The sequence below is a fragment of the Pseudomonas sp. GZJR-8 genome (assembly GCF_002916705.1).
Taxonomy (GTDB): Bacteria; Pseudomonadota; Gammaproteobacteria; order Pseudomonadales; family Pseudomonadaceae; genus Aquipseudomonas; species Aquipseudomonas synxantha_A.
In genome coordinates this window covers 86129-103811 of sequence record NZ_JXSI01000001.1, presented here as the reverse complement: position 1 = coordinate 103811, position 17683 = coordinate 86129, and the positions used below count along the sequence as shown (strand labels likewise).

The 17683-nt window shown below is 60.7% G+C and carries 16 protein-coding genes; 7 read left to right on the top strand and 9 right to left on the bottom strand.

Annotated features, from left to right (window positions below):
• Window positions 1-55: 55 nt before the first annotated feature.
• Together lptG and lptF are read right to left on the bottom strand one after the other, a co-directional pair.
• Complete coding sequence (gene lptG / locus TK42_RS00435; protein WP_032877620.1) at window positions 56-1135, bottom strand: LPS export ABC transporter permease LptG; 1080 nt, start codon at window positions 1133-1135, stop codon at window positions 56-58.
• Entirely contained in the window at window positions 1128-2246 is a 1119-nt protein-coding gene (gene lptF, locus TK42_RS00430) for an LPS export ABC transporter permease LptF (RefSeq protein WP_032877621.1), read from the bottom strand. Before lptF ends, lptG begins: the two co-directional genes overlap by 8 nt.
• A 284-nt stretch (window positions 2247-2530) precedes the next feature.
• On the opposite strand from lptF, the gene TK42_RS00425 reads away from it, so the two are divergent.
• The 5 genes from TK42_RS00425 (at window position 2531) to rlmF (ending at window position 9167) form a co-directional block, all read left to right on the top strand.
• On the top strand, window positions 2531-4021 hold the full coding sequence (locus tag TK42_RS00425) for a leucyl aminopeptidase (RefSeq protein WP_032877622.1): 1491 nt from the start codon (window positions 2531-2533) through the stop codon (window positions 4019-4021).
• Window positions 4022-4072: 51 nt separating this feature from the next.
• Window positions 4073-4501: a DNA polymerase III subunit chi gene (locus TK42_RS00420; RefSeq protein WP_005785137.1), complete on the top strand. Its 429-nt coding sequence runs from the start codon at window positions 4073-4075 to the stop codon at window positions 4499-4501.
• A gap of 8 nt (window positions 4502-4509) precedes the next feature.
• A complete protein-coding gene (locus TK42_RS00415; RefSeq protein WP_005785135.1) occupies window positions 4510-4884 on the top strand; it encodes a hypothetical protein in 375 nt (124 codons plus the stop codon).
• A gap of 212 nt (window positions 4885-5096) precedes the next feature.
• Window positions 5097-7943, top strand: a complete 2847-nt coding sequence (locus tag TK42_RS00410) for a valine--tRNA ligase (RefSeq protein ID WP_032877623.1) — start codon at window positions 5097-5099, stop codon at window positions 7941-7943.
• Window positions 7944-8147: 204 nt separating this feature from the next.
• Entirely contained in the window at window positions 8148-9167 is a 1020-nt protein-coding gene (gene rlmF, locus TK42_RS00405; RefSeq protein ID WP_103733381.1) for a 23S rRNA (adenine(1618)-N(6))-methyltransferase RlmF, read from the top strand.
• Between the two features lie 78 nt (window positions 9168-9245).
• On the opposite strand, the gene TK42_RS00400 is transcribed toward rlmF, so the two are convergent.
• Window positions 9246-9527, bottom strand: coding sequence for an HU family DNA-binding protein (locus tag TK42_RS00400; protein WP_005785131.1), 282 nt, complete (start codon window positions 9525-9527; stop codon window positions 9246-9248).
• A 397-nt stretch (window positions 9528-9924) separates the two neighbouring features.
• On the opposite strand from TK42_RS00400, the gene yejK reads away from it, so the two are divergent.
• Window positions 9925-10929: a nucleoid-associated protein YejK gene (yejK, locus tag TK42_RS00395; protein ID WP_003171997.1), complete on the top strand. Its 1005-nt coding sequence runs from the start codon at window positions 9925-9927 to the stop codon at window positions 10927-10929.
• Complete coding sequence (locus TK42_RS00390; RefSeq protein ID WP_032877625.1) at window positions 10929-11279, top strand: glutaredoxin family protein; 351 nt, start codon at window positions 10929-10931, stop codon at window positions 11277-11279. The genes yejK and TK42_RS00390 overlap by 1 nt, the downstream gene beginning before the upstream one ends.
• 136 nt (window positions 11280-11415) lie before the next feature.
• Here the strand turns inward: TK42_RS00390 and TK42_RS00385 are convergent, their stop codons facing one another.
• The 6 genes from TK42_RS00385 to TK42_RS00360 all read right to left on the bottom strand — a co-directional run bounded on the left by TK42_RS00385 (window position 11416) and on the right by TK42_RS00360 (window position 17565).
• Entirely contained in the window at window positions 11416-13656 is a 2241-nt protein-coding gene (locus tag TK42_RS00385) for a TonB-dependent receptor (RefSeq protein ID WP_103733380.1), read from the bottom strand.
• 149 nt (window positions 13657-13805) lie between these two features.
• A complete protein-coding gene (locus TK42_RS00380; RefSeq protein WP_078820358.1) occupies window positions 13806-14783 on the bottom strand; it encodes a FecR family protein in 978 nt (325 codons plus the stop codon).
• On the bottom strand, window positions 14780-15358 hold the full coding sequence (locus TK42_RS00375; RefSeq protein ID WP_032877628.1) for an RNA polymerase sigma factor: 579 nt from the start codon (window positions 15356-15358) through the stop codon (window positions 14780-14782). Before TK42_RS00375 ends, TK42_RS00380 begins: the two co-directional genes overlap by 4 nt.
• A 7-nt stretch (window positions 15359-15365) precedes the next feature.
• Complete coding sequence (locus TK42_RS00370; protein ID WP_032877629.1) at window positions 15366-15692, bottom strand: DUF3325 domain-containing protein; 327 nt, start codon at window positions 15690-15692, stop codon at window positions 15366-15368.
• Window positions 15692-17266 (bottom strand): PepSY domain-containing protein, encoded by a 1575-nt coding sequence (locus TK42_RS00365; RefSeq protein ID WP_103733379.1) that lies wholly within the window; start codon window positions 17264-17266, stop codon window positions 15692-15694. Before TK42_RS00365 ends, TK42_RS00370 begins: the two co-directional genes overlap by 1 nt.
• Window positions 17263-17565 carry a DUF3649 domain-containing protein gene (locus tag TK42_RS00360; protein WP_032877631.1) on the bottom strand — a complete coding sequence of 101 codons (303 nt, stop codon included), beginning with the start codon at window positions 17563-17565 and terminating at the stop codon, window positions 17263-17265. The genes TK42_RS00365 and TK42_RS00360 overlap by 4 nt, the downstream gene beginning before the upstream one ends.
• Between the last annotated feature and the right edge of the window lie 118 nt (window positions 17566-17683).

Below are 17683 nucleotides of genomic sequence, written 5' to 3'. Positions count from 1 at the left end.
GAACAAAAATGCCCCACTCACGAGAGCGGGGCATTTTTTGTGCATAAGCGCAGCTTCAACCGGCCCGACGCAGCAGCCAGAACCCGGCCACGGCGCAGATGGCCGTCGGCACCAGCACCGCAAACAGCGGCGAGAAACCGAACACCAGGCTCGACGGCCCGAGCAGATCCTGGGCGATGCGGAAGGTAAAGCCCACCAGCACGCCGGTAAATACCCGCTGGCCCAGGGTTACGGAGCGCAACGGCCCGAAGATGAAGGAGATCGCCATCAACACCAACGCGGCGGTTACCACCGGCTGCAGGACTTTCACCCAGAACGCCAGCCAGTAGCGGCCGTTGTTCAGGCCCTGGTCCTTGAGGTAATGGATGTAGCTCCACAACCCCGAGATCGGCAGCGCTTCGGGGACCATCACCACGGTGTTGAGCAGTTCCGGCTTCAGGGCGATATCCCACTGCTCGGTCGGTGCATTGACCACTTCAGTGCTGGCCTTGGTGCCCTGGCCCACATTGCGGAAGTAGGTGGTGGTGACGTCGCTCAGTTGCCATTGCTCGGCATTGTATTGCGCGCGCTTGGCGAAGCTGGAGGACAGCATGTGCCGCTCTTTATCGAAGGTATAGCGCGTGACACCGATCAACAGGCCGCCTGGCTGCACGGCGTTGATGTGGATGAACTCATCACCCTGGCGGTGCCACAGGCCGTGCTTGGCGCTTTGCGCATCGCCCGAGCCCTGGGCCAGGGCGCGATTGGCCTGGGCGGTGGCTTCGGCCGGGGGCGCGACGTATTCACCGATCAGCACGCTGCACGCCATCAGCAGCAGCATCGGCTTCATCACCGCCCAGACGATACGACCAATGGAAACGCCGGCGGCGCGCATGATGGTCAGCTCGCTGTTGCTGGCCAGGGTGCCCAGGCCGATCAGGCAACCGATCAGCGCCGCCATCGGCATCATGTCGTAGAGGCGGCGCGGCGCAGTCAGTGCCACGTAGCTCAGTACATCCGTGACCGTGTAGGTGTCGGTGACGTTGCCCACTTCATCAATGAAGGCGAACAGCAAGGCCAGGCCAAGAATGATGCCCAGTACCGCCAGGATGGCGATCAGTACGCTGCTGCCAATGTAGCGATCAAGCTTAGCCACGGGCCAACTCCTTCAGGCCACGACGGCTCTTCATTTTCAAACGGATAGGTTCCCAATAGAGCAGCCCCAGGCCGATCAACAGGAAAACCCCGTGCACCCACCACAGGCCAAGGGCTGGCGGCAACTTGCCTTTCTCGAGGGAGCCACGGGCGGAAATCAGGATGGTCAGGTAGGCCATGTACAGCAGGATCGCCGGCAGCAGCTTGAGGAAACGCCCCTGGCGCGGGTTGACGCGCGACAGCGGCACGGCCATCAAGGTTACGATAAACACCAGCAGCGGCAAGGACAAACGCCATTGCAGCTCGGCAATGGAGCGCAGTTCCTGGCTGCCGAACAGCGATGCAGTCGGCAGTGCGTCGCGGTCGGTGACCTCGCCGCTGATCTCAGGCTTGGGCAGCATGACGCCATAAGTGTCGTACTTGATCGCCCGGTAGTCCGCCAGACCAGGGCTGCCGTCGTAGCGGTAGCCATTTTCCAGGATCAGGTAGCGGTTGCCGTCGGGGCGTATTTCCTGGCGCCCGCTATCGGCCACCAGAATAGTAATGCCACGGTCTTTCTGGTTCTGGCCGAGGTTTTTCTGGGAAATGAACACGCCACCGAGGTTGGAGCGGTCATCGGTCATGGTTTCGGTATAGGTGACCCGCGAACCGTCACTGAGCGCCTGGAAGCGCCCGGGCTCGAGGGTATCGAACTCGGTCATCGCATCCTGCTTGTTCAACAGCAGCTGGAACTGCATGGCGCCCTGGGGCGCCAGGCTCATGCTCAACCAGGCCACCACCAGGGCAACGCCGGCGGCCGGCACCATGGTCATGGCCAGCAAACGTTGCTGGCTCATGCCGGTGGCCGACAGCACGGTCATTTCACTCTCAAGGTACAAGCGGCCATAGGCCAACAATATGCCGAGAAACAGGCCAAGGGGCAGGATCAGCTGCAGCATCCCGGGCATCCGGTAGCCCATGATCAAGAACAACGACCCCGGATCCAGGGCGCCTGCGGCGGCTTGAGCCAGGAACTTGACGAAACGACCACTCATGATGATGACCAGCAACACCGCACTCACGGCACTCAGGGTCAACAGGACTTCGCGGGACAGATAACGGAAGACGATCAAACCAGACACTCCAGGGTTGTCAGGCTAAGGCGGCCAAACAAGCAAGCATACCGAGACGACCCGTTTATCACGGATCGGCTAAAAAGATGGCGCATTATCCTGTGATTGACCGCGCCTGTCACGGAGCTTACTCATGCGCACGCACAAAGCGTGCGCCAAGGGTTGTCAGGCTCCGCCGGCGAGGTTCAAACTGCGGCCTTTGTCCGCTGGCGGTTTACCAAGCTGCCGAGCTTCAAGCCTGAGTACAAACTCCAGGCTCACAGACCTTGATAAGGGACCCGAACATGGAATTGGTTGTAAAAAGCGTTAGCCCCGAAACGTTGAAAACCGCCACCCTCGTGGTCGCTGTCGGCGAAGGCCGCACACTCGGCGTCGCCGCCAAGCAACTGGACGAACTGAGCGGCGGCGCGATCAGCGCGATCCTCAAGCGCGGCGACCTGGCCGGCAAAGTCGGCCAGAGCCTGCTGCTGCAGAGCCTGCCCAACCTCAAGGCCGAGCGCGTATTGCTGGTGGGCGTGGGCAAGGACGCCGAACTGGGCGACCGTCCATTGCGCAAGATCATCAGCGGCATCCTTACCACCCTCAAGGGCCTGGGCGGCAGCGATGCGGCACTGGCCCTCGACGAAATCGTGATCAAGGGCCGTGACAGCTACGGCAAGACCCGCCTGCTGGCCGAGTCGCTGCTGGACGGCGGCTATATTTTCGACCAGTTCAAGAGCCAGAAGGCCGAACCCCGCGCCCTGAAGAAAATCACCCTGCTGACCATCAAGGCTGCCCAGGCTGAAGTTCAGCGCGCCGTGACCCACGCCCAGGCCATCGCCAACGGCATGTCGTTCACCCGCGACCTGGGCAACCTGCCGCCGAACATCTGCCACCCGACATTCCTGGGCGAACAGGCCAAAGCATTGGGCAAAGAGTTCAAGGGCTTGAAGGTTGAAGTGCTGGATGAAAAGAAGATCAAGGACCTGGGCATGGGCTCGTTCTATGCCGTAGGCCAGGGCAGCGACCAGCCGCCACGCCTGATCGTGATGCAATACAACGGCGGCAAGAAATCCGAGAAGCCCTACGCCCTGGTGGGTAAAGGCATCACCTTCGACACCGGCGGCATCAGCCTCAAGCCGGGCGCGGGCATGGATGAGATGAAATACGACATGGGCGGCGCGGCCAGCGTGTTCGGTACCCTTCGTGCCGTGCTGGAACTCAAGCTGCCGATCAACCTGGTGTGCATCCTGGCCTGTGCCGAGAACATGCCGAGCGGCGGCGCGGCCCGCCCGGGCGATATCGTCACGACCATGAGCGGCCAGACCGTGGAAATCCTCAACACCGACGCCGAAGGCCGCCTGGTGCTGTGCGACGCCCTGACCTACGCCGAGCGCTTCAAGCCCCAGGCCGTGATCGACATCGCCACCCTGACCGGCGCGTGCATCGTTGCCTTGGGCTCGCACACCTCGGGCCTGCTGGGCAACAACGACGAACTGATCGAGCAACTGCTCAGCGCCGGCAAGGCTGCCGACGACCGCGCCTGGCAACTGCCGCTGTTCGATGAGTACCAGGAACAACTGGACAGTCCGTTCGCCGACATCGCCAACATCGGTGGCCCGAAAGCCGGCACTATTACGGCGGCCTGCTTCCTGTCGCGCTTTGCCAAGAACTTCAACTGGGCCCACCTGGACATCGCCGGCACCGCCTGGACCAGCGGCGGCAAGGACAAGGGCGCAACCGGCCGTCCGGTGCCACTGTTGACCCAATACCTGCTGGATCGCGCCAAGGCCTGAAACTGAAGATGCCGGGGCGACCATCCCGCCGCCCCGGTCTCAGGAACCGCAATGACCCAAGTCGACTTCTATATATTGCCCAGCGCCGATCCCCTCGCGCGCCTGGACTTTGCCTGCAAGCTCACCGAAAAAGCCTGGCGCATGGGCCACCGCATCTACCTGCATTGCAGCGATGCCGCCCAACGCGATGAGCTGGATGCCCGCCTGTGGCGCTTCAAGGGCGAAAGCTTCGTGCCCCACGGCCCCGCCGAATCCGAACCTGAAAGCCTGGTAGTCCTGGGTGTGGGCGACAGTTGCGGCGATCACCATGACCTGCTGGTCAACCTGGACCTGAAAGTACCGGCCTTTGCCAAGGCTTTTGCCCGCGTGGCGGAAGTGGTGGTGGAAGACCCGGCTATTCGTCAGGCCGCGCGGGAGAGTTTCCGTTTCTATCGCGAACAGGGCTATTCTCTGCAGGATCATCGGCTACAACGACTTTAGAGCACACGATGGACACTCCCAACCCGCTGAAAAAAGACGACCACCTGCTGGACGACCTGGAGTCGATCCGTCAGTTGCTGGGTGATGACAACCTGCAACCGCCGCTGCTGACCGAAACGGCCGATGGCGAGGTACAGATCCCGCTGCTGTTCGACATGGTCAGCGGCAAGCCTGCCGCGCCGGAACCTGTGGTTGCAGAACCCGCTCCCGCCGCAGAAAAAGCCCCCGATGCCCTGCTCCTGCACTTGGACAATGAACTGCGCGCCGCCGCGCAATTGATCATGCAGGATGTGATTGACGACTTTGCGCCGCATATTGAAGCCGAGATCAAGCGTCGGATGGATGCGCGGATGGAGCGGTTGCTCAGCCAGTACCAGTCCTAAACGACACTGATATTTCCTGTGGGAGGGGGCTTGCTCCCGATAGCGTTGTATCAGCCGATGATTCGGTGGCTGACACTCAGCAATCGGGAGCAAGCCCCCTCCCACATTAGTTTTGCATCAGCCTTAAGTCCGTCTTCAACTCGCCCTCCTCGTCCTCCCCCGTTATACTTGCCGGCTTTCCTGAATAAATGCCAACTAGGGTCCCGCCGCGCATGGATAAGACCTACCAGCCCCACGCTATCGAAACTTCCTGGTACAACACCTGGGAGTCCGAGAACTATTTCGCCCCACAAGGTGCGGGCGACTCGTACACCATCATGATCCCGCCACCGAACGTCACTGGCAGCCTGCACATGGGCCATGGCTTCAACAATGCGATCATGGATGCGTTGATCCGTTTCCGCCGTATGCAGGGTCGCGACACCCTGTGGCAGCCGGGCACCGACCACGCTGGTATCGCCACGCAGATGCTGGTGGAACGCCAACTGGAAGCCACCGGCCAGAACCGTCACGACCTGGGCCGCGAGAAATTCCTGGAGAAAGTCTGGGAATGGAAAGATCAGTCCGGCGGCAATATCAGCCGTCAGATCCGTCGCCTGGGCTCCTCCGTGGATTGGAGCCGCGAGCGCTTCACCATGGACGACGGCCTGTCGGAAGCCGTGAAGGAAGCCTTCGTGCGCCTGCACGAAGACGGCCTGATCTACCGCGGCAAGCGCCTGGTCAACTGGGACACCAAGTTGCACACGGCCATTTCCGACCTTGAAGTGGAAAACCACGACGAGAAAGGCTTCCTGTGGAACCTCAAGTACCCGCTGGCCGATGGCGCCAAGACAGCTGAAGGCAACGACTACCTGATCGTCGCCACCACTCGTCCGGAAACCATGCTCGGCGATGCCGCCGTGGCCGTTAACCCGAACGACGAGCGCTACCAGGCGCTGATCGGCAAGTTCGTCGAACTGCCGTTGGTTGGCCGCCGCATCCCGATCATTGCGGACGACTATTGCGATCCTGAATTCGGCACCGGCTGCGTGAAAATCACCCCGGCCCACGATTTCAACGACTATGAAGTCGGCAAGCGCCACAACCTGCCGCTGCTGAACATCTTCGACAAGAATGCCGCCGTATTGCCGGCCTGCCAGGTATTCAACCTGGACGGCTCGTTGAACGACAGCATCGACGGCAAGATTCCGGCCGAATATGCCGGCCTGGACCGTTTTGAAGCGCGCAAGCAGATCGTTGCCGCCTTCGACGCCGCCGGCTTGCTGGTCAGCGTCGACGACCACGGCCTGAAAGTACCGAAGGGCGACCGCTCCGGCACCGTGATCGAACCGTGGCTGACCGACCAATGGTACGTGTCCACCAAGCCGCTGGCAGAGCCTGCCATCGCCGCCGTGGAAGATGGCCGCATCCAGTTCGTGCCTAAACAGTACGAAAACATGTACTTCTCATGGATGCGCGACATCCAGGATTGGTGCATCAGCCGTCAGCTGTGGTGGGGCCATCGTATTCCGGCCTGGTATGACGAGTCGGGCAAGGTCTATGTAGGCCGCGACGAAGCCGAAGTGCGTGCCAAGCACAACCTCGGCGCCGACATCGCGCTGCAACAGGACAACGACGTACTGGACACCTGGTTCAGCTCGGGCCTGTGGACGTTCTCCACCCTGGGTTGGCCGCAGCAGACCGAATTCCTGAAGAAATTCCACTCCACCGACGTGCTGGTCACCGGCTTCGATATCATTTTCTTCTGGGTTGCCCGGATGATCATGCTCACCATGCATTTGGTGAAAAACGAAGACGGCACCCCGCAGGTACCGTTCAAGACCGTGTACGTACACGGCCTGGTACGCGACGGCCAGGGCCAGAAGATGTCCAAGTCCAAGGGCAACGTCCTGGACCCGCTGGACATCATCGACGGCATCGACCTGGAAACCCTGGTGCAGAAACGCACCTCGGGCCTGATGCAGCCAAAACTGGCGAAAAAGATCGAGAAGCAGACCCGCGACGAATTCGCCGACGGCATCGCCAGCTACGGCACCGACGCCCTGCGCTTCACCTTCTGCTCGCTGGCCTCTACCGGTCGCGACATCAAGTTCGACATGGGCCGCGTCGAAGGCTATCGCAACTTCTGCAACAAGATCTGGAACGCCGCGCGCTACGTGCTGGATAAAGGCGAAGACTGCGGCCAGAACGGCGAAGCCTATGAGCTGAGCCTGGCTGATCGCTGGATCATCTCGCAGTTGCAGCGCACCGAAGCCGAAGTGACCCGCCAGCTCGACCAGTTCCGTTTCGACCTGGCTGCACAGGCGCTGTACGAGTTCATCTGGAACCAATACTGCGACTGGTACCTGGAACTGTCCAAGCCGGTGCTGTGGGACGAAAACGCCCCGGTCGAACGCCAGCGCGGCACTCGCCGCACCCTGGTGCGCGTACTGGAAGTGGCATTGCGCCTGGCGCATCCGTTCATGCCGTTCATCACCGAAGAAATCTGGCAGCGCCTGGCGCCGCTGGCCGGTATCGAAGGCAAGACCATCATGCTGCAACCTTGGCCAGTGGCCAATGAAGCGCGCATCGATGAGGCCGCCGAAAGCGATATCGAATGGCTCAAGACCCTGATGCTCGGCACGCGCAACATCCGCGCCGAGATGAACATCGGGCCGGGCAAGCCATTGGCCGTGTTCGTCAAGAACGCCAGTGCCGAAGATCAGCGCCGTCTCGGCGAGAACGACGCGTTGCTCAAGAAGCTGGCCAAGCTGGAGTCGATCACCGTATTGGCTGCCGATGCCGAAGCGCCGCTGTCCGCCACTGCATTGGTGGGCGACATGGAAGTGCTGGTACCGATGGCCGGCCTGATCGACAAGGGCGCCGAACTGGCCCGTCTCGACAAGGAAATCGCCCGCCTGCAAGGCGAAGTGCAACGCGTGGGCGGTAAGCTGTCCAACGCGGCATTCGTCGACAAGGCGCCGGCGGAGGTGATCGAGAAAGAACGCGCCAAGTTGGCCGAAGCTGAACAGGCTTTGGGCAAACTGGCCGAGCAACATGCGCGGATTTCCAGCCTGTAAGGCTTGAGTCGCGTAAAGAAAGAGACCTTCGGGTCTCTTTTTTTTGCCTCTGTGGGAGGGGGCTTGCTCCCGATAGCGGTGTATCAGTCTCAATATTTTTGACTGTCACACCGCTATCGGGAGCAAGCCCCCTCCCACATTTGACCGGGTTGAGCTCAGGATGTGTGACAATGGCCGCCACTTTGAGCCAACACCAGAATCATCATGACCGCCCCCACTACGCCTAAACCTTCGCGCAAGAAGCCTAAATCCGCTACCCCGGCCAAGCCCGTGGTACCGCGCAAAGAGGCCACTCTGCACCCGCGCAACCGCCACACGGGCCGTTACGACTTCCCGGCGCTGATCAAGACCACGCCGGAACTGGCGAAATTCGTGATCATCAACCCCTATGGCAAGGAAAGCATCGACTTCGCCAGCCCGGACGCGGTGCGGGTGTTCAACCGGGCGTTGCTCAAGTCGTTCTATGGCATCCAGCATTGGGACATCCCGGCCGATTACCTGTGCCCGCCGGTACCGGGACGTGCCGACTATGTGCACTTCCTCGCCGACCTGCTGGCCAGCGTCAACGACGGCAAGATCCCGCGTGGCTCGATCGTCAAGGTGCTGGATATCGGCATGGGCGCCAACTGCGTCTACCCGCTGATTGGCTACATGGAGTACCGCTGGAACTTCCTGGGCTCGGAGGTCGACCCTATCGCCGTGAGCGCCGCCAAGGCCATCGTGCAGTCCAACGACCTGAGCAAGGTTATCCAACTGCGCCAGCAGGCCAACCCCAAGCAGATCCTGCTGGGTTTGCTGGAACCCGGTGAGCGCTTTGACCTGACCATGTGCAACCCGCCGTTCCATGCATCCATGGATGAAGCCACCAAGGGCAGCGAGCGCAAGTGGCGCGCCCTGGGCAAGGCGGATCCGAAACGCAAGTTGCCGGTACTCAACTTTGGCGGCCAATCGGCTGAACTGTGGTGTGAAGGCGGCGAAGCACGCTTTGTGACGCAGTTGATCGCCGAGAGCGCGCATTTTGCCCACAAGGTGTTGTGGTTCAGCACCCTGGTATCAAAAGCGTCCAACTTGCCTGCGATCGAAACCGCGCTGAAAAAAGCCGGCGTGCTGGAAAGCCAGGTGGTAGAGATGTCTCAGGGGCAGAAGCAGAGCCGGTTTGTGGCCTGGACGTTCCAGACCAAGAATGAGCAGCAGATCTGGCGCCAGCGCTGGGTGCGCGACTAACCTTTCATCACAATAAAACCGCAGGCAACAAAAAACCGTGCCCGGATCACTCCGAAGCACGGTTTTTTTTACTGCGTCTTACTTGTTAACAGCGTCGGTCAGGCCTTTAGCCACAACCAGCTTGATAACTTTCTTGGCAGCGATTTCGATGGCAGCGCCAGTCGAAGGGTTACGGCCAGTACGGGCAGGACGCTCGGTTACTTTCAGCTTGCCAATGCCTGGCAGAGTGATTTCGCCGCCATTTTCCAGCTGATCAGCAACGATCTGGCCCAGTTGGTCCAGAGCAGCGCGCGCGGTGGTTTTAGGCGCGTCGATAGCTTCAGCGATATCAGCGATCAGTTGGTCTTTAGTCAAAGCCATTGTGGTGTTCCTTCCCTATCAAATTCATATGGATTGCAGAGTGCAGTGTCAGCCGTCGAGCCCGACCGTCATGGCCTGGCATCCCCGGCTATAACCACGGAGATCGGGGTTATAGATGCTTGAAACGGGGATTGGTTCGACCTGACAAATGCTGAATGCACGCTTAACGCCGAGACTTGGCGTAAGACGGGGCAAAACTAGCACAGAGACGGGGAAATATCCGCCTCAACATACCCATTTGGTCAGCTTTATCGCTCTAAACCGTGAAAAAAAGGCATATGGGCAGTCGGAGAGCATCCAAAATGCCCTTCGGGGCACGTCACGGCCAATGGGTGCGGTACACTGGGCGACTTTTCGGGGAGGCCGCCCCCTCCCCCTTCAACCAGCCGAGAAGCCTATGCCGATCCGTCATTGCATCGTCCACCTGATCGACAAAAAACCCGACGGCACCCCCGCAGTGCTCCATGCCCGCGACTCCGAACTGTCCGAGTCGGCCGCCATCGAGAACATGCTTGCCGACCTCAACGAGAGCTACAACGCCAAACAAGGCAAGGCCTGGGGTTTCTTCCATGCCGAGTCCGGCGCGCACCCGTTCAGCGGCTGGTTGAAGGAATACTTTGACGGTGGCCAGGACTTCACCACCTTCAGCCGCACTGCGGTGGAACACCTGCAGAAGCTGATGGAGGAGTCCAACCTCTCCACCGGCGGCCATGTGCTGTTTGCCCATTACCAACAAGGCATGACCGACTACCTGGCCATCGCCCTGCTGCACCACAGCGAAGGCGTGGCAGTCACCGACGAGCTGGACGTGACGCCCTCGCGCCACCTGGACCTGGGCCAGTTGCACCTGGCGGCGCGCATCAACGTCTCCGAGTGGCAGAACAACAAGCAGTCCAAGCAATACATCTCCTTTATCAAGGGCAAGAACGGCAAGAAAGTCTCGGAGTACTTCCGCGACTTTATCGGTTGCCAGGAAGGCGTCGACGGCCCGGGCGAAACCCGCACCCTGCTCAAGGCGTTCAGTGACTTCGTTGAAAGCGAAGACCTGCCTGACGAATCCGCCCGCGAAAAGACCAAGACTCTGGTGGACTACGCCAGCAGCCAGGCCAAGCTCGGCGAACCCATGGGCCTGGAAGAACTCTCCGGCCTGATCGATGAAGATCGGCCAAAAGCGTTCTACGACCATATCCGCAACAAGGATTACGGCCTGTCGCCGGAGATTCCGGCCGACAAACGCACCCTCAACCAGTTCCGCCGCTTCACCGGGCGCGCCGAGGGCTTGTCCATCAGCTTTGAAGCGCACCTGCTGGGCGACAAGATCGAATACGACGAAGCCGCCGGCACCTTGATCATCAAGGGCCTGCCGACCCAACTGACCGATCAGCTCAAGCGCCGTAATTGATGCTGGGCGGGGTTTTAAAGAAAGTCCTGCTGGTGTTGCTGGTGGTAGTCGCGATCCAGAACTGGGGCAAGATCGAGCGGGTGTTCAACCCGTCCCAGGTGGTGCCGGAGCAGGTACGCGCCTCGGCGCGTGTGGTGCTCTATGCCACCGAGTGGTGTGGGTACTGCAAGCAGATCCGGCGTTTTCTGGACCAGAAGGGTATCCCGTACCAGGCCGTCGATATCGAGAAGGATGCCCAGGCGCGCAAGGCGTATGAAGCACTGGGCGGGGGTGGGATTCCGTTTGTGGATGTGAACGGGACTTTGATTCGCGACTACAACCCGGATGCGATCATGGCGGCGCTGAAGTAACCTGATTCCTGAAACACCGTGGATCAAATGTGGGAGGGGGCTTGCTCCCGATAGCAGTGTGCCAATCAATGAAAATGATGACTGATTCACCGCTATCGGGAGCAAGCCCCCTCCCACATTTGGTTTTGTGGTGGTCTTAGAAGTTGGCCTCTAGAGACACCATCGCTGTACGCTCCTCGCCCACGTTGTAATACGCCGTACTCGCCCCCAACCCGTTGACCGGCGCCGAGTTGAACGCCACGGTACGCGCCGAACTCAAGTATTCCTTGTCGAAGACATTGAGCATCGACAGGCGCAGGGTTGCCGACTTGATGACCCTCTTGTCCACCGGCAAGTAAATACCGGCATTGAGGTCAAACACCGTACGGCCTTCGATCTTCTCCTTGTTGGTCAAATCACCATAGAAGCTGCCGACATACTTGCCCGCGACGTTGCCGTAGAACCGCGAGTCGTCGTACCCGAACACCAGGTTGAACATGTTTTCCGGCACGTTGGCCAGTTGCTTGCCCGAGGTTGGCAGCAGCACATTCTTACTGAGCAGGTCGTCCTTCTGCTCGGACTGGGTGTAGGTGTACGAGGCGTAGTAGTTGAAGTTGTGCGGCAACAAGCCACTCCACTCCAGCTCCAGGCCCTTGTTATCGACGCTGCCGACGTTAAGCACCATGTAGTCACCGCTGGCGTCGGTGGTCGACACCTGGCGATCCTTGAAACTGATATAGAACAAGGTCGCACTCAACGCCATGTCGTCTTCGGTGTAGCGCCAGCCCAGTTCCTGGTTCCAGCTCAATTCGGACTTGAGGCTGACGGAGTCGCCCTTGTTGTACAGCACGTAGTTGGGAGGCGTGCGCATATTGCGGGTGACGTTGTAGAACGCCTGGTTGCTTTCATCGACCTGGTACTTGGCGCTGAAGTTGGGCAGGAACTGATGGTAACGGGTGTTACGTTTTTCCGCTTTGTCGTAGAGGCTGCCGAGATTGTTGCCGTCGCGCTCGACGTATTGGTAGGCCAGGCCCGCGACAAAACTCAGGTCCGGCGTGGCTTGCCAGTTGTCCTGTACCCAGAGTTTCTGCGCCGGGGTAACGGTGTAATAGTGGCGGCCTTGTACAGTGGCGCCATTCTTGTCGACCACCTGCCCGCCGCTGTTGTAATCGCCCCACACATCATCGGGTGCGCCCTCGCCGTTGATCCCGATAAATGGCTGGGTCTGGCGCTGGCGTGCGCGTTCATACCAGTAGCCGTAGTCCAGACTGTGCGCTTCGTTGATGTCCCACTTCATTTTGGCCGTGACGCCCGGGCGCCAGGTCTCGGTCCATGAAGGGCGATAATAGTTGGCCGATTGCAGGTTACTCAGGTCGTAGTTGCCGGCCTTGTCAGACTTTGGCCCCAGGTTGGAGGCGGTCTGGCCGCTGAAGCTGCCGCCGTTGGACCAGTAGTAGTACGGCGTGACTGTCAGCGACAGGTTGTCTTGCAATTGCCAGCGCTGGGTCAGCGTGGCGTTTACGCTTTCGAAGGGGTTGCGGTTGAGCTTGTAGGACGCAGACAACAGACCTGCCTTGTACACCGGGCTTTCGGCGTAGTCCTTGCGCCGCCCCTGCGTGTCAAACTGTGATTTGCTCAGGCTGTTGTAGTTGTAGTTTTCCTGTTTGTTGTACTTGACCGTGGCCAGTGTGGAATTGCCGTTGTCACCTTCGAACAAGCTGCTCCACTCGATCTTGTCGCTGCGCAGAGTGCCCTTGCCGCGCCACTTGTCGCCTTCCAGGTGCGACGCCGAGACCCAGGTTTTCAGGCCGCCAAAATCGCCGGTATTAGCCCGCACAAACGTCTTGCGCAGGGCGTTGGCACCTACGATCTGCTTGGCGAATACCCCGGCATCCTTGGTCGGCCGGACAGTGATCATGCCGATGTTGCCGCCGCTGGAGCCAATGTGCGGGCCGTCTGCCTCGGAAGAGCCTTGGGTGGCGAACACTTCGGCGAGGTTTTCCGGGTCACCCAGCTGGTTGGAATACACGCTGTAGTTGCCCGAGTCGTTGATCGGCACGCCGTCGACCGAAACCCCGACCTGGTCCGAACTCATGCCGCGCATGGTGAAGGTGGTGCCGCTGGTGCCGCTGGCGTCATCACTGGAAACGTTGATGCCCGGGGTGTACTTGAGCTTGTCGATGGCGTTGGCGGTGCCCGACATTTCATCCATGGCTTCTTTGGTGACCGTGGAACGCGCCTTGGCACTTTCTTCGCGGATCATATGGCCGTTGCCCAGGGTCTGCTTGCCGGTAACGTTCACCGACCCCACATCCTGTGTGTCATCGGCCAGAACCAGCGGCGCAAAGCCGCCCAGGCCCGATGCCATAAGCAGGGCATAAAGAGTGTTGTAGTTCACGTGTAGATCCCTTACTGACATTGTTGTGTTGTATGGGGCAGAGGTGCTCTTCCTGACCACTTGTTCAGGAACCCAGGGATGATCCACGGCACGTGTAACCGTTTGGTGACAGGTTTTGGCGATTGCGATGAAGGTTTGGTGAAGCGCGCCTAGCGCAACACGATCATGCGCCCCAGCAGCGAGTGTTGTTCAAAGCCGAGCACCGCTTGCAGCGCATTCAACACCGCCTGCGGATCCTTGCTTGGAAAGCTGCCGCTGACGCGCCTGGCGCCCATCTCATCGTTAAGCAACACGATGCGGCCCGGGTAATAACGGCTCAGGTCCTTGACCACATCCGCCAGCGGCGCCTTGTAGTAATTGAGCCAGCCGTCACGCCAGGCCAGGCGTGACTGGCTGTCGACAGCGTGCAGGGTGTCGGCTACGCCGTCGGCATAGGCCACTTGCTGACCTGCAGCCAGTACCTGTTGCAGGCCCTGTTTGGATGGCGTCACGCCAACCCGTCCGGATAACACCGTGACCTCTGCCCCGGCAGGTTGCAGGCGCACTTCAAACTGGGTGCCCAGCACCCGCGCTTCACCACCGCCTGCCTCCACCACGAAAGGCTGGCCCGTGTGGGTCACACTGAAAAATCCCGCACCGCGACGCAGTTGGATATGCCGCTCGCCATGGCTGAAATCCACGGCAATCGCGCTGTCGGCATCGAGGGTGACCTGGGATTGATCTGCCAGGGTAAAGGTCTTCACCTCCCCCGCCGCCGTCACGTAATCGGCACCTAACTCATCAACCCAGCGCGACGGCTGCCAACCGGCGCCCATCGCCACCATCAACAGCAGGCTTGCGGCCATCGCCAGGGCGCCGGACCAACGCACCCCACGTGAATGCTTGGAGGTGTTGATCTTATTGAGGTAGCCCTGCAAGGCCAGCGCATCCTCATCAGCCAGCTGGCGTGCCGGCACTTCGCTCAACTCCCACAGCACCTGGGCCTGGGCGTAGGCCTCGACATGCGCGGGATCAGCGCGCAGCCAGCGGCTGAAAGTAGCCTGGTCGCCGCTGCTGGGCTGGTCATGCAACAGGCTCAGCCAGGCCAGCGCGGCCTGTTCCTGGGCGGGTGTGGGCGTAACGTTCACGGTGCTTTCCCTGGCGTGCGTGGAGGCGGCGGTTCGCGAAGGCTGGCCTTGCAGGCTTCGAGGGCGCGCATCATATGTTTTTCCACGGCGCTTTGGGACAGCCCCATGGCCTTGGCGATCTCCGCGTATTTGCGACCGTGGATGCGGTTGAGCAGGAAAATCTGCCGGGTGCGCTCGGGCAAGCTGCGCAAGGCGGCTTCGACATGGCGCAGATCATTGCCGGCCTCCAGCGCCGCCTGGGGTTCGCACCGCTGGTTATCTTGTTGCTCCGGCAACCAGCCTTCATTGCTGCGCACTCGGGCGCCTTCAGTGCGCAAATGGTCAATGGCGATATTGCCCGCGCAGCGCAGCAAGTAGGTACTGAGCTCTTCGACCTGCACCAGGGGGCGGCGCCAGAAACGCAGGAACAAATCCTGCACCAGGTCGGCCGCGGTGGCGCGGCAACCGACGCGGCGGCTGACCAGTGCCTCCATCTGCGAGCGCTGGGACAAAAATACCTGCAGGAAATGCGCACGCCCACCGGCCGCATCTGTGTGCGGGCTGTCCTGGGGTTCCGGCGGTGGACTGATCATCATGGCAGGCTCAGGACAGGGCGAATGCCGTAACAGGGCTGGCCAGCAGGCTCAGGCCCGCCAGGATCAAGGCCAGCCTTGGGCGATAAGGCAGCAGCAACACCAGCAGCAAGGCGCTGAGCATCAACACCGCGCACCACTGCACCAGGCCCTGGCTCCAACCGGCGGCAAGCACCGCGGGCCAGATCGCGACAATCAGCAGCAACCAACCGCCCACGCGCAGCCCCAGGCGCCGAGTGGGCGTGGGTTTGCTGTGCAGCAGCTCGCCGTGGTGACGGTCTGTGGACAGGCATAGCGCAGTAAACCCGGCGTAGCACATCAGTAGCGCGAGCAGCATCAGCTGGCCTCCTGCTTGAGCGTCAGGCCACGTGCACGCGCTGCCTTGGGTTGCGACGCCGTGCGATGGTGCATCTTCCAGGCCGCCCAGGCGAGAAACGCGCCACTGGCCAGGCAGGTCAGGTCGAAGCCGGCCATGGCCCAGTCGCCATTGACCAGAGAAACGCCCAAATGCTGCGAGGTGGTGCTGGCGTTAAGCAGTGGGACCGCCGCAAACAGCAACGCGCCGAAGCTCAGTTGCTCGACCCAACCCTGGCGACCGCGACGCAACATGGCGTGCAACAGGCTCAGGCCCCAGGCGATAAAGAACGCTTGTACTTCCCAGTCGGAACGCTCGGCGAAACTCACCGGCAACAGTCGGTTGGCCCAGAAAAACGCAGCGATGGCGATCATCAGCCCGGACATGCTGGCAATGTTCAACACTTCCACCAACCGCAGTTCAAACGGCATCACCGAAGTTTTGGCATGCTTGAGCTGGCGCTTGCCGAGCCAGATCACCAGCCCCGTGCCAATCATCGCGGTGCCCGCCAGGCCGCAGATAAAGTACAACCAACGCAGCACGGGACCGGCAAAATGGCCCATGTGCAAACCATAGAAACTGCCACCAATCACCGCAGGCAAAGACGGCTCGCCACTGGCCCGCAACAGCTCGCCAGTGGTGCCGTTGAACGACAGGGTATTGCCAAAGGCGTGCACCACGCTGTCGGAGCCGGCGCGAAACACATTCACCGAGGCGTTGACATCGCCAGGGTTATTGACCGCCAGCCGCCCCACATGGCCGCCCGCCCACTGCTCGCGCGCCTGCTGGTACATCGGCAGTAACGGCAGCAACTGACCGGGCTGGCCGAGGGCCGGCGCATTGTTGGTAGCGGGGAACAACTCATCGAAGAACGCCCGGCTGTCGTCGCCATAGGACGCCATGATAGGCGCGGGCATGACCATGTTCATGAAAATCACCAGGCTGCTGTAGGTGATCATCAGGTGAAACGGCAGCACCAGCACGCCCACCGCGTTGTGCCCGTCGAGCCAGGAGCGCTGACCTTTGCGCGGGCGGAAAGTGAAGAAGTCCTTGAAGATTTTCTTGTGGGTGATGATGCCGGTGATCAGCGCGACCAACATCACCATGGCGGCGATGGTCGACAGCCAGCGGCCCCACGGGTAAGGCATCTGCAGCTGGAAGTGGAACCGATAGAAGAACTCGCCGCCCTTGCTGTCGCGGGCCTGGACGGGTTGGCCGCTGACCGGGTCGAGGGTTTTCTGGATGAAGGTGCCGCGCTTGCCGGGCTCGACCTTGTCTTGCCACATCACAGACAGGCCGGGATCACGATGGGTAGGCAAGGTAATGAACCAGCGTGCGGCCGTGGGCGCCTGTTGTTGCAGATAATTCTGGGCTACGGCAAGGCTACGCCCGTCGTCCAGGGGATGGGCCTGGACTTCGGGCTGCATCCAGTGGGTAATTTCGTCTTTGAAATAGGCCAGGGTGCCGGTCAGGAAAATCGCAAACAGCAGCCAGCCGAAGATCAATCCGGCCCAGGTATGCAGCCAGGCCATGGCCTGGCGAAAGCCGTCTTTCATGTGCGCGCCACCCAGAAACCAACGCCGGCCAACGTGGCGAACAGCGCACTTGGCACCATCACCCCGGCCCAGGCGCGCCAGGCCGTGCGGCAAGCAAAACACCAGAGCACCGCCAACAGGTAGAACACAAACGAACTCATCATGCCGGTGACCACCGCATCGGCGCGGGAAGTGGGCAACCAGAGCGCCAGGCAGATGGCGGCCAGGGAGGCCATCAAGTAACCACCGATCACAGCCGCCAGCACCCGCGAGGTGACGGCGAGGCGATAGGAAATGGGCAATGCGGTTTTGCTTTTCATGCGGCAGGCGCCAAGTTCATCAACGCGCAATATTAATGATAAATATTCTCATAAGCAAAAGAGAACGGATGAATCACCTGCCCTGGCCGATTGCCGAAGCTCGTTACCCGCCCTACAA

Coding starts and splice junctions, on each gene's coding strand:
- TK42_RS00425 (WP_032877622.1), top strand. CDS start 2,531: ATGGAATTGGTTGTAAAAAGCGTTAGCCCCGAAACGTTGAAAACCGCC.
- TK42_RS00390 (WP_032877625.1), top strand. CDS start 10,929: ATGCTGGGCGGGGTTTTAAAGAAAGTCCTGCTGGTGTTGCTGGTGGTA.
- TK42_RS00400 (WP_005785131.1), bottom strand. CDS start 9,527: ATGGCTTTGACTAAAGACCAACTGATCGCTGATATCGCTGAAGCTATC.
- TK42_RS00415 (WP_005785135.1), top strand. CDS start 4,510: ATGGACACTCCCAACCCGCTGAAAAAAGACGACCACCTGCTGGACGAC.
- TK42_RS00360 (WP_032877631.1), bottom strand. CDS start 17,565: ATGAAAAGCAAAACCGCATTGCCCATTTCCTATCGCCTCGCCGTCACC.
- rlmF (WP_103733381.1), top strand. CDS start 8,148: ATGACCGCCCCCACTACGCCTAAACCTTCGCGCAAGAAGCCTAAATCC.
- TK42_RS00375 (WP_032877628.1), bottom strand. CDS start 15,358: ATGATGATCAGTCCACCGCCGGAACCCCAGGACAGCCCGCACACAGAT.
- yejK (WP_003171997.1), top strand. CDS start 9,925: ATGCCGATCCGTCATTGCATCGTCCACCTGATCGACAAAAAACCCGAC.
- TK42_RS00410 (WP_032877623.1), top strand. CDS start 5,097: ATGGATAAGACCTACCAGCCCCACGCTATCGAAACTTCCTGGTACAAC.
- TK42_RS00365 (WP_103733379.1), bottom strand. CDS start 17,266: ATGAAAGACGGCTTTCGCCAGGCCATGGCCTGGCTGCATACCTGGGCC.
- TK42_RS00370 (WP_032877629.1), bottom strand. CDS start 15,692: ATGCTGCTCGCGCTACTGATGTGCTACGCCGGGTTTACTGCGCTATGC.
- TK42_RS00420 (WP_005785137.1), top strand. CDS start 4,073: ATGACCCAAGTCGACTTCTATATATTGCCCAGCGCCGATCCCCTCGCG.